Below are 12500 nucleotides of genomic sequence, written 5' to 3'. Positions count from 1 at the left end.
CATATTTCGACACAATATTTTTTGCCGCTATGGTATACTGGGTTTAAAATTTATTTTGCCCCTTTACAAACATAAATTTCACCCTTGAAAACCTTGTATCAATCCTGTATAATGGAGGAAAGTGAAAGTGGTAGCATTATTATACGCAACTTGTTAGCATGTGTCAAGGGGATTTTCCAACTTTATTGGTCTGAATTTTAAGACATATTTCGCTACGCGGTTGCTTAATGGTGCGATCAGACGACTGCGAGGTTAATGAGGATGAAATTTGGCGAAAAACTGCATAACTTACGGAAACAAGCCGGGTTGACCCAGGCTGAGCTTGCCAAAATTCTTGGCGTACATCCCCGTACCGTTATCGGTTATGAGCGGGATGGACGTTATCCCAAGGATAACAACGCCTACAAGAAGCTGGCCGACATTTTTCACGTTCCTGTTCAGTACTTTTATGATGACGATGAGTCTTTTGAGAACGATGCTGCTTCCACCTATGGTGAAAGCGGCAGAAAAGAAGCAAAACAGCTTGCCATGGAACTCTCTGAAATTTTCGCCACAGGAGAACTGTCTGCTGAAGATATGGACAACATCATGTATGTGATGCACCGTGCTTATTTTCAATACCGTGAACAAAAGCGTGAACAGGAAAGACTTTCCCTGGAAACCTGCTAGTTTCCCTTGGCTGCTGTCTCATACAGCGATGAGGTTTATTTATGGATTCTACCTTTATCCATCAGAAGGCAAATGAACTCGTTCTGCGTGCTGGTTCAAGAGATCTGCGCACCATTGCAAAGACCGTGGGAATGAATGTGACAGAGATGCCCTTTGACACGATTTCCGGGTTCTTCACGTTCAAATGGGATTTGTACCAGGTCGTTATCAATGTTGCGCTGGATAGGCAGACCAAGCAGATGGTATGCGGTTATGCATTAAGCCGTTTTGCTGAAGCCTATCTTTTCCCCGATAGGGTTTCCCATTCGATGAATTTCATTTCGCCGGCACATCTGGTTGAATATGAGGCCAATGCGTTTTCTTCTCATCTGATGCTTGACAGCGAAGAAGTTTACCATCTCACCAAACTAGGATACGATGTGCAGCAAATTGCCGCGATGACCAAACGCCATCTTCATACGATTCTTGTCAAGCTCCTCGCACTTTACCACATGGGGTATGATATGACCCACTACTACAGCCTGCACAGTGAATTCCTGCAAGCACATCAGGAACTCGCTCATTTCAGTTTTTGCCCCTAAGCGATGCTCATAGTATATACATCCTCAACTCGAGATTCATTGCGTTGGGGGAAATGGTTCATTTTGCGCCTTATTACATTCTTCATAACAAACAAAGACGGACAAGCTGGCAGCTTGTCCGTCTTTCTCTATTTGGCTTTGATTTATCGGATGGTCTTCTCTTATTTAAAAGCAACCCTTTGTTTTCTTTCGCTGCAAACGCAGCACATGGGGCTGCTACCCTGTAAAAAGATCAAGTTCACCTCATTGCCTTCCATCAAGATTGCACCTAGAGCAAACCCAGAAAATAGAGTGAAGTCACCGCCGCACTGTACAGCAGTGGTATGATAAATGTGGAGATGATGAATATGCTTCACAATGAATCACGGAACTTATTGGTGCAGGCGTTTGAAAAGAATCACAACGCCAAACAGACAGCTGAGGATTTTTCAGTAAGTCTGTGGACGGTCTATCGACTGCGCCAGCAGATGAAACAGACCGGCAGCGTAGATCTTCGTGTCAATCAAAGGGGCCGCAAGGCTAAGCTGACCCGGCAAGACCTGGATGCGGTCAACGAGATGATAAACAAACAGCCTGATCTTTCCATCCGTGAAATCAAGGAGAGACTTCATCTGAACGTATGTGAGGAAACAGTCCGTAAGGCTGTTATAAAGCTGGGTTACCGGGTCAAAAAGAAAAGCGTTCATGCCTCAGAACAGGAGCGCTCCCGACGTGAAAGCAAAGCGGCTTCATTGGAAGGAACTCAGGTCAAATCTTCCGATTGACCATTTGGTCTTTCTGGACGAGAGCGGTGTCAATCTTGGGATGATACGCCGGTATGGCCGTGCTGTAGGAGGCAAACGAGTCGTTGACCATGCTCCGCTTACCAGGCCAAGAGCAACTACCCTGCTTTCAGTCATTCGAGTCAACAAAGTGATTGCACAAACGAGTTATCTCGGTGGAACAACTCGGTCAAAGTTTCAGCAGTATGTGCAGGAGACTTTGCTTCCTGAACTGAATCCGGGAGATATCGTGGTGATGGACAATCTGGCTGCCCACCACGGGCCAGGGATTGCACAGATGATTGCTCAGGCAGGAGCACAGATACTCTATTTGCCGCCTTATAGTCCCGATTTCAATCCGATCGAGAAGCTATGGTCCAAAATGAAAGCCTCTCTGCGCAAATACAGAGCCTTGACCTTCGAGGACTTGGACCTTGCTTTATACCAGGCGTTTGCTGCCGTTACTTCTTCGGACTGTCGTAACTGGTTTGCTTGTGCCGGTTATTGTTGATATTTTATGGGGTTGCTCTAAACAAAAGCTGAATACGGTTATTTTGACATAGCAACGCTACTTATATAGAGTGAAGCACTACTTATAAATAGTGGTGTCAGGAATTGAGATTTTGTGATACCAAAAAAGACACCCTCGCTTTTGATAGGAATCTCATGCAGGGATGTCCATATCTCAACGCGAAGGTGTCTTAATAACGAGGGTCATCTCATCACGGCTACGATCTCTTTTATGATGTTTAGTAGCTGATGAAATTGTTCTGGGGAAAGATCACGAATAATCTGAGAGAAATACTGCAATGCGGCAGTATTCATATCAACTGTTGCGCTTTTATCTATGAAAAGGTCTTCTACGCTGATGTCCAGACCCTTGCAAATACGTTCCAGTGTGTTCAAGGTTGGATTCTGAACGCCGCGCTCAATATGCCCAACGTATGCGGCATTCATGTCACAACGTAAAGCAAAAAGCTCTAGGCTTAACCCCTCTTCTTTGCGTATCTTTCTGATCCGTTCTCCAACAAGGGATGCTAGTTCGGCTGGTTCAGATCCAGGCTGATCTTTCGCTTTTTTCACAGAGAACACCTCATTTGCGGCCCATCATCAGATGCCACGGAACGTAAAGGTGAACTCCACAGGCTTAGTCACATCAGGAATATACTCCGGGTGGACATTGGCACCCCAGCTGTCATCCCCGCCGACGCCCATCTGCTCGCCGATGGCACGAATCACCGTGTAATGGACCGGGGGCAGCTCGTAGGGATGCTTGGCACTCTCCATTTCATGGGGAGTGTAGGGCAGCGCAGAGAAGAACATGGGCTTTGCGGCATCTGCGGTAAACAGCAGCCCGCGACCCTTGCGGTCCACTACCTTTGCCCAGCGCACAGCGGTCTTTGCACCGCACTCCTGCGGCACAAGGTACTGTGCCATGTTGTCTGCGACCTTGTTCTGGTAAATGCCCAGCTTTGCACCATGCTGACGATCCCAGTAGGTCTCCGCAGGGCCGTTTCCGTACCACTCCACCGTGTCGTAGTCAGCGTCGATCTTGAACAGTACGCCGAACTCCGGCATTGCTGCAAGTCCTTCCACCGGGTCATAGTGCAGGGTGGTCTGGATGCGGCCATCACCGAACACACGGTACTGCAGGCTGCACTCTGCTGCGGGGCTGGTCTGGAGGTTATAGAGATAGGTCACGACCACGCTGTCGGCTTCCACCTCGCAGGTGGGGTTCTGGAGGATGGTGCCGCCGTGAACAGACGGGATTTCCTTGCCAATGCCCTTGGCGGTAGCGTACAGGCTTGCCAGCTTCCACTGACCGCGAACGCCGCCCATGTTGTTGCCGCAGTCGTTGTCGGTGGGAGCGCGCCAGAAGTTGGGACGGGGGATCTCCTGAATCATCTCCTTGCCGGCATAGCGGTAGGAAGTCAGACCGCCGTTCAGATCGGAGAACAAAACATCGAAATTCTCACCCCGGACACCGATGTTGTGTGTACCGTGCGTAACGGTAAACGGCGTGACCTTCTTGCTGGGAATGGAACGAACCACAGCGATCACACCCTGTCCAAAGGCGACTTCATGGCCCTTCTTTGCCCAGCTGGTGTCCTCCTTCAAACGGAAGCTGATGGTCACCGCATATTCACCGGGGAGCGCAGGAACCATAAACGGCAGCGGGAAGCTGGAACGCTCTTCGGGAGCAACATCAATATTGGTCAGTTCCTGTTGCTGATACAACTTTCCATCACGATGCAGCAGTGCAACGCAGTCGAAAGCATCCGTAGAGGTGAACAGGTTCTTATTCCAGACTTCGAAGCCAGAGTTGTCGATGGAAATGGCGATGTTCTGATAGCAGAACTTGACCTCCTGCATCTTGGGAGAAGGAGCACGGTCACCACCGTAGGCAATGCCGTTTCCGCTGAAATTATAGTCGGTAGGACGCTCACCGAAGTCACCGCCGTAGGCTTGGAACCACTTGCCGTAGCGGTCTTTTTTCCAGATGGACTGGTCGATGTAATCCCAGATGAAGCCGCCCTGATAGCCGCAGTCCTTCTGGTCGGCAAGTTCCGTGTACTTGTGCAAAGCACCGTTGGAGTTGCCCATAGCATGAGAATATTCGCACTCGATATAAGGCCGCTTATCGCCCTGTGCCAGATACTCTTTAATGTCCTTCACAGTGCTGTACATATGGCTCTCAATATCGGTGGTTTCGAGGAAGCGGGGATCATTGACCACACCTTCGTAATGCACCAGACGGGTGTCATCAAAGCGGCGGACCATCTCTGCCATCTGGAGCAGGGTCTCACCGCCAAACGATTCGTTGCCCAGAGACCAGATCAGAACAGCAGGATGGTTTTTGTCACGCTGGTAAGTGGAATTCATGCGGTCAAACAAGACAGCTTTCCACTCCGGCTTATCATTGGGCAAAACGCCCTCGATGCCGCGAATGCCCGCCTGATGGATGTCCCATGTGCCATGGGATTCCAGATTGTTCTCTGCGATCAGATACAGACCATACTCGTCGCACAGGTCGTACAGTGCATCCTGATTCTGGTAATGGCTGGTACGGATGGCATTGATATTGTTCTGCTTCATGGTGATGATGTCCCGAAGCAGTTCCTCATGGGTGTGTACGCCCACAGCACGACCCGTAATGGAGCTGAACTCATGACGGTTGGCACCCTTGAACACGATGCGCTTGCCGTTGAGCAGCATCCGATTGTTCTTCAACTCGAACTTGCGGAAACCGACTTTCTGCCCAGTCACCTCTACCAGATGGCCTGCATCGTCCAGCAGCTCAATTTCCAGTTCATACAGAGCCGGGTCCTCTGCACTCCACAGGTGGGGGTTCTCCACCGCATGGCTGAACAACGCAGAGCCGCCGTTCAGTGCGATTTTTTCGGAGAACACTTCCAGCTCACTGCGGCGCAGGGTCAGACGGGCTGCGCCCTTACCCTCCACCTGCAATGCAACTTCCAGCGTGGAATGAGTAAAATCATCCCCGGCAAACAGCGTCTTGACGGATAGATCTTCCAGATGCACGGTGGGGATGGCGTACAGCCACACGCTGCGGAAGATGCCGGAGAAGCGGAAGAAGTCCTGATCTTCGCACCAGCTGGAGGAAGTCCACTTGAACACCTGCACAGCAAGTTTGTTCACGCCCGGCTGGAGATAGGGAGTCAGATCGAATGCGTGTGCGGAGAAGCTGTCCTCGGTGTAACCCACATAAGACCCGTTCAGCCAAAGAGCCATGCCGCTTTCCACACCCTCGAACTCGATGTGGACGGGCTTGCCCTGCATGGATTCCGGCAGCTCGAAGTATTTTACATAGCTTGCCACCGGATTGAACCGCTGCGGGATCTCGCCCGGCTGTACTTCTTCACGGCCATCCCACGGATACTGAACATTCGCATACTGGGGAATGTCGTAGCCCTCCATCTGGATGTGTGCCGGAACATGAATGTCATCCCAGCCGCTGCAATCGTAATCCGTCTTTTCAAAGCCGGGGATGGCACTGGTGTAGTTCTTTGCGTAGGCGAATTTCCAGATACCGTCCAGCTTCAGCGCCAAAGAAGAGGAGCCTGTCCGATATTCTTCGCGGGAAGCGTAAGTACGGAAACTTGCATGAGCATTCAGCACGTTTTCCTTGAAAAAGGTGGGGTCTTTTACCTTAGCAAAATCAAATGCAGCCATAGTATTTCCTCATTTACCTTTTATAATTTTATAATATTTCTCCAGCCTCCCCGGAGAAATCGCCGGATTCCTCCGGGGAACAGCAGATGAAGGAGAAATGATAATGGCTTGTTATCAGACTGCTTCACGCAGCTTTTCATTTGCTTCTTCGACCTTCATACGAGAGAGAATGAAGGTGATGATGGCATCCAGAGCAAACGGGATCACCAGATACATGATCTTCAGCATATTGATGCAGGAATCCGGCTGAACGGTCAGCGCACTATCGAAATGGCTTGCATCCAGCAGCCAGCCGGTGATGGCAGTACCCAGACCGCCGCCCAGCTTCACACCGAGAGAAGTGCAGGAGTACATCATGCCATCCACGCGCTTGTGCTTCGTCAGCCAAGTATATTCAGAGCAAGTGGCAATCACAGCGTTCATATCGCCCTGCCAAGGACCCTGACCAAGAGCTGCGATTGCAGTAAAGAGCAGCATCAAGGTCACATTGCCGCTGCCCATGTAACCAGCTACAGCAACCAGTGCACGAGAAATCGTTGCCAGAGTATAGCTCATTACATTCAGCTTATACATTCCATTCCACTTTGCAACCAAGGTCGGGGTGAACACCAGTGCGATGATCAGAGGAATGTTGATTGCCCAAGAGAATACACCGAACAGATTCTGGTTGCCAAGGATGTAGGTTGCATAGTAGGTGCCCATGCTGATCATGGCACCGTAGATCTGCTGCAAAATGTAGGTGACGCAAATCATCATATAATATTTGTTACCAGCAAGCAGCTTTGCAGCCTGAACCAGATTGTACTTTTCGTCCTGCTCGATTTTCTTTTTGTCGGTGGTATCCACCAATTCGCCTTCCGGCAGTTCCTTCACGGAGAAAACGGAGAGGGTGTTGACAAGCAGACCGATGATGGCGTAGATGATTGCAACAGTGCGCCAACCGGCAGCACCACCGCCCAATGCCGTAACAGCACCCAGCGTGATGGACTGGATGAGCAGGCTGGTGGCAAAGGCGAACATGAAACGCCAAGAACCCATCTCGACCTGTTCGGCACTGTTCTTCGTGACGAGAGCAGTCAGTGCAGAGTAAGCAATGTTGTTGGCCGTGTAGAATACAGCGTTCAGCAGAGTATATGCGATCAGGAACCATGCGTACTGTGCAAACTGTCCCAGATTGGTCGGGATGGCGAAAATTGCCACCAGCGTAATGGCACAGCCAATGTAGCCGTACAGCATCCAAGGACGGGCTTTGCCCATCTTAGAATGCGTTTTGTCAATCAAAGAACCAAAGAAAATGTCCGTCACACCGTCCAGCAGTTTGGAAACTGCAATCAGAGTGCCGACAATACCGGGGTTCAGGCCAACGGTGTTGGTCAGATAGATCATGACGAAGGAGGACAGGAATGCATACACCACGTTGCCTGCAATATCGCCTGAACCATAGCCGACTTTATTATACCACTTTAGATAACGTTTCTCAGTCATTGTGCTTTCTCCCATCTTGCTTGTTTTGTGTGGGCGCGACCAGTCTGCTGCGCACTTCAGACTGGAATTCTCATTGCGCAAGTTGCCCAAATCTCTTGCGCTTCATCTGAAAATATTATAGAATCTAATGGAACGAAAAGATATAGACAAGATGGAACAAAATATGCACAAAATCAAAGCGTTTGTGATTCTTTGATAGAACATTTCCCAAATCACTGTAAAATCTCTGAAGATGAGGAGGACGCAGGGATGTATTTCAACTCAGGATATTTGAACAACTCCCGTTTGGATTTCAAAGACTACTCAAAGCCGCTGGTCGTAGGCAGCTGCGGCACTTATCGCTTGAAAAAACGCCCTAAGCTGCCTACTTTTTGGGCAAAGGGCCGCAGAGACTATCAAATCCTCTATGTGGCATCTGGTAAAGCACACTTCTGGTTCAATGGTGTTGAGGAAGTGGTGACTTCTGGACACATGGTGCTTTATCAGCCGAAAGAAATCCAGAAGTATGTCTACTATGTAGAAGATCATCCAGAGGTGTTCTGGATTCACTTTACAGGATATGATGTCAAAAACATCCTGAACTATCACGGAATCCCCTTGGACAAGCACGTTTTTTACAGCGGCACACTGCCGGATTACAAAATGCTGTTCCGAAAGATCATCCGGGAACTGCAACAATGTGAATATGGCTATGAAGACTATATTGCTTCTCTCTTCAACATCATTCTGCTTTTAGTAAGCAGGCAACAGCAGGAAAGCGAGAAAACAACTACAAGCATCCCCGAAGAAATCGAAGCCGCCGTTGCCTACTTTAACGAGAATTATAATACAAAGGTCAGTGTGGACGATTACGCAGAATCGCTGCATATCAGTACGAACTGGTTTATCCGTAATTTTAAGCAGTACATGAAAATAAGCCCTGCACAATACATCCTATCCCTTCGGATGGTAAATGCACAAAGCTTATTGGAGAACACCGAATACAATATTGGAGAAATTGCAGAGATCGTAGGGTATGATAACCCACTCTATTTTAGCCGGGTATTCAAGAAAGAGTATGGTGTCAGTCCGGCACAGTACCGAAAGAATCTGGAAGAATCTACTGAAAAATGAGAAAGATTCCTTATAAATAAGGAAAGTAGAACCATGCCGATAAAAAATGCGATCCACAGCCAACAAGTCTACGACCCAACGGATGAATCCATCATGGCAGAGCAGGAACTTTGCATGGAGCGGCTGTAATCGTGATGTGCGTGAGGCTTTCCTCTGTATAAGATTTGTAGAGCCAGGAAGATCCATATGGCATCTTTTCCAGACCGATTTCACAGAGATAATGCTGCTCTTCTGAGATGTGTTTCTTCTTTTTCATGCATTCTTTCGCTTGTATAATGCCGGGCAGATGTTCTTCGGCGAGGCTTCTTCCAAGAAAAATCACTCGTGAAGATTGAAACGGGAGTTTTACGGTACGCAGTGCCAGCAAGCAGGGCTTTTGTATATACAAAAGCGAAATGCTTGTTGGGGCCGTGCCCCAAACCCCGTGAACTGTGATTGAAAATCACAGGCTGTGCGCTGCGGCGCGTGAGAAGAAGAACAAGGCCCCCGGCTGAACACGAGCGTGTTCTGGCCGGGGGCCTTTGATTGTTCTGTTTAGATTCTCTTTCTTATCGTGTCCCATTCGGTAGCAACCTGCATTTCCACGCCGCTGCCAAGGGCTTCAAAATGCTTTTTGCCACAGTTAATCTTGAGCCGTTCCACATCGCGCAGATCGGCCAGCCGTTCGCTCCCTTTCGTTTCCAAAACAAAATAGAGCTTTTCCTCGCCATTCTTCAGCAAATATACTGCCCAGTCAGGATTATAGGTGCCGATGGGGGTGTCGATCTTGAACCGTTCAGGAATCTTGAAAAACATCTTCACATCCGGGTCGTGGTCCAGATCCAAAGCAAAGGGCCGCTCCACAGAACTACTGTCATATACGATATAATCGTAGACACTGTGTTCCACCTTGACTGCGTTTCGGTCCAGGTTTGCAATCAGCTCTGAGGTATTGAAAATCTCCTGGGCATAATATTCCTGTCCGTCCAGCTTGATGTAGCTGATGCCATCAATCGCAAGGGCGTGGCGGTTATCCCGGATGATTTGACTGGCCTGCTCAAGAAATGCCTCAGGATTATTCAGGAAATCACCAAGCCGCCCGCTTTCGGTCAGTATCCTGGTGACTGTTTCCGGTGTCAAAAGTGCTTCATCACTGATGGCCGTCACAATATCCGGCAAAGACTGGTACGAATCAGCAATGTCGGTGGTGCGCATTTCCCGCTCCACATGATGAACGCCGGACTGTTCCACCTGGATATCGGCAGTCTGGGTAATGATGCGAGCCTTCGGAATGGGCGGCATATCCTTCAAATCCCGGACACAGTTTTTGATAAGCTGCTCGGTGTCGATGCTGACCCGGTAAGTGGTTTTCTGTTTGATCTTGCGCCACAGCTCCATGAACTCCGGGGAGAGCATGACCTGTTTATTGAGTCGGACCACCACATCGTGAGACGCATCCCGGATCGGCGGCTTGCTGTCTGCTGCGGAGATGATCTGCACAAACCGTTCACGGGCTGCCTCGTATTTCTGAGGCAGATCAAGCGTTCCATTTTTCAAGGCCACCTTCATGGTGTCCTTGATCTTGCCGGTACTTGAGATGTAGCCCTTTTTTTCAAAGTGCTGCATCAGTTCGGCTGCATCTTCGTGAGTAAGGGTACGTTCCTCCACCGTGGTAATGGTACTGGTGATACCCACAATAGCCGCTGCAGCCTGCTCGGCAGTGGCACCCATCTTGACCTGGCGCATCACTTCGGTGACCGGGTTGGGCGGCGATGTGATCTTTCCGCTCTCCAAATCGGCAGAGATTTTTTCTTCCGCAGCCACCAGTTCGGCATCAGCCTTCCATTTCTCTACGGAACCATCCGCAAACCAGCGATCCACCAATTCTTTGGCTTCTTCCTGGTCGATGGTGTGCTCCCGTGTAACTTCCTGCTGGAAGGTCAGTCCTGCAAACATATCCAGCTGCAGCACACCAAATTTCATGCCGGTATCTTCCTCGATTTCCTTCTGGAGCTTCGCTGCAAAGTCTGCGAAACTCTCATTGGCCATGACATGAAGGATGTTGATGTTCTTATCCTCGATGCGTTCTCCGTCCTGGTTGACGCACAAACGCAGGCCGCGGCCTATCTTCTGGCGGCAGGTAAAGGTGGACTTTTGGTCAATCAAGGTGCAGACCTGGAACACGTTTGGATTGTCCCAGCCTTCTTTCAGCGCAGAGTGAGAGAAGATAAAGCGCAGCGGGCACTCAAAACTCAGCAGCCACTCTTTATCCCGCATGATGGTGTTGTAGGTATCGTCATCTGCTTGGGTGTCGCCCCTGGTGTCCTTCAACCGGCCTTTCTTATCCTGTGAGAAGTAGCCGTTGTGAACTTTGGAAACATCCGCGGTGAATTTCTCACGGATGGGAGCATACTTGGGGCGTGAAATTAAGTCCTGATAGCACTCCTCAAACATGTCCGCATAGATACCAGGGGTACCGTCCTCGTGTCGGTACTTGTCTACCTTGTCAATGAAAAACAAGGAGAGGACCTTGATTCCTTTCTCTGTATAGCGCAGCTCTTTGTCCAGATGTGCCTCGATGGTGCGGCGAATCTGTGCTTTCTTCAGGATATTTTCGTCTACGGAACCGATGGCTCGTCCCATAGCCACCTCAACTGTGTTGCCAAATTCAATATGTTCGTAGCCCGGTGTGCAGTCAATCCCTGCAATGGTGTAGCCTTCATACAGCTCCCTCTGACCAGACAACAGGAACAGATCATCACCCGGCTTGACGGTAACTGTTTTCCGTTTTACAATGCCGGTTTTCTCTTTGACATCCATCTCGACTTTTGCGCGGAAGCCTTTTTCGTTGGAGACAGACAGAAGCCGGACGTATGCCTGGTTGTGGCCGCCCTCGACCTGACTGGAGAATACTGAAATCTGCTTCACCAACCCCAGCCGGAAAGCGTCAACCGAGGTCAGCCGGTAAAGCAGGTTGATCTTTTCCCGGTGGGTTGCGGAATACCGCAGCACACACATGGGATTCAGCGAGCGGATCGCTTCTTTCGCCTTGGGGGTGTTGTCCACGCTCTGCGGCTCGTCGATGATGACAATGGGATGGGTGTCCTGAATCAGCCGGATGGCACTGCTGCCGCTCAGGCGGTCCTGATCCTGATTAAAAATATTTTCTGCCTTTTTGAAAGCGTCGATGTTGATAATCATGATCTCAATTTCAGTGCTGGTTGCAAATGCCCGCACATCATTGAGCTTCGCAGAGTTGTAGATAAAAAACCGGCAGGGTACGTTGTCGTACTGGAGACCGAAGTGTTCCTTTGTCACCTCAAAGGACTTATAGACGCCCTCGCGGATGGCGACAGAGGGTACGACCACCACAAACTTGGTGAAGCCGTACCTGCGGTTCAGCTCAAATATCGTTTTGGTATAAACATAGGTCTTGCCGGTGCCGGTTTCCATCTCAATGCAGAACTGGTGGGTTTCAGCGCTGTCGGTCAAGGGCAAAAGGTTCCGTTTCTGGACACGGTGCATATTTTCGGTCAAGGCCGCATCGTCGATCAGCAGCTGGTTGGATGTCCGCGTCTGATACACGAAAGAGGTCTGACCCAGGTCCATGTTGGAAAAGGTGTGTGTTGTCCTTTCCTGACCCATGAACAGGTCTGCTACAGCGTTGACTGCATCCTGCTGAAAGCCCTGGTTTTTGAATTTAAGTTTCATTTTCCAA

At 49.6% G+C, this 12500-nt stretch carries 9 protein-coding genes; 5 read left to right on the top strand and 4 right to left on the bottom strand.

The genetic code is table 11. The annotated features are described in order from the left end of the window. Positions 1-261 precede the first annotated feature (261 nt). The 4 genes from B5E66_RS01130 (at position 262) to B5E66_RS01115 (ending at position 2522) form a co-directional block, all read left to right on the top strand. A complete protein-coding gene (locus B5E66_RS01130; protein WP_158098295.1) occupies positions 262-669 on the top strand; it encodes a helix-turn-helix transcriptional regulator in 408 nt (135 codons plus the stop codon). 41 nt (positions 670-710) lie between these two features. Further along, positions 711-1250 carry a hypothetical protein gene (locus B5E66_RS01125; RefSeq protein ID WP_087228126.1) on the top strand — a complete coding sequence of 180 codons (540 nt, stop codon included), beginning with the start codon at positions 711-713 and terminating at the stop codon, positions 1248-1250. Positions 1251-1597: 347 nt separating this feature from the next. Then, the gene (locus B5E66_RS01120) at positions 1598-2014 is read left to right on the top strand and encodes a helix-turn-helix domain-containing protein (protein WP_087228175.1); all 417 of its coding nucleotides are present in this window, start codon (positions 1598-1600) and stop codon (positions 2012-2014) included. Further along, complete coding sequence (locus B5E66_RS01115) at positions 1962-2522, top strand: IS630 family transposase (protein WP_158098294.1); 561 nt, start codon at positions 1962-1964, stop codon at positions 2520-2522. Before B5E66_RS01120 ends, B5E66_RS01115 begins: the two co-directional genes overlap by 53 nt. Positions 2523-2725: 203 nt before the next feature. Here the strand turns inward: B5E66_RS01115 and B5E66_RS01110 are convergent, their stop codons facing one another. From B5E66_RS01110 to B5E66_RS01100, 3 genes are all read right to left on the bottom strand, one after another. Then, positions 2726-3094: a helix-turn-helix domain-containing protein gene (locus B5E66_RS01110; protein WP_158098293.1), complete on the bottom strand. Its 369-nt coding sequence runs from the start codon at positions 3092-3094 to the stop codon at positions 2726-2728. Between the two features lie 27 nt (positions 3095-3121). Then, positions 3122-6205 carry a glycoside hydrolase family 2 TIM barrel-domain containing protein gene (locus tag B5E66_RS01105; protein ID WP_087228123.1) on the bottom strand — a complete coding sequence of 1028 codons (3084 nt, stop codon included), beginning with the start codon at positions 6203-6205 and terminating at the stop codon, positions 3122-3124. A gap of 114 nt (positions 6206-6319) precedes the next feature. After that, positions 6320-7690, bottom strand: a complete 1371-nt coding sequence (locus B5E66_RS01100; RefSeq protein ID WP_087228122.1) for an MFS transporter — start codon at positions 7688-7690, stop codon at positions 6320-6322. 249 nt (positions 7691-7939) lie between these two features. On the opposite strand from B5E66_RS01100, the gene B5E66_RS01095 reads away from it, so the two are divergent. Beyond that, entirely contained in the window at positions 7940-8803 is an 864-nt protein-coding gene (locus tag B5E66_RS01095) for a helix-turn-helix domain-containing protein (RefSeq protein WP_087228121.1), read from the top strand. A gap of 534 nt (positions 8804-9337) precedes the next feature. On the opposite strand, the gene B5E66_RS01090 is transcribed toward B5E66_RS01095, so the two are convergent. Then, positions 9338-12493, bottom strand: a complete 3156-nt coding sequence (locus tag B5E66_RS01090) for a type III restriction-modification system endonuclease (protein WP_087228120.1) — start codon at positions 12491-12493, stop codon at positions 9338-9340. Between the last annotated feature and the right edge of the window lie 7 nt (positions 12494-12500).

The sequence above is a fragment of the Faecalibacterium sp. An121 genome (assembly GCF_002160915.1).
GTDB lineage: Bacteria > Bacillota > Clostridia > Oscillospirales > Ruminococcaceae > Faecalibacterium > Faecalibacterium avium.
Note: the sequence above shows the minus strand (reverse complement) of the source record. Positions and strands in the feature narration are given on the sequence as shown.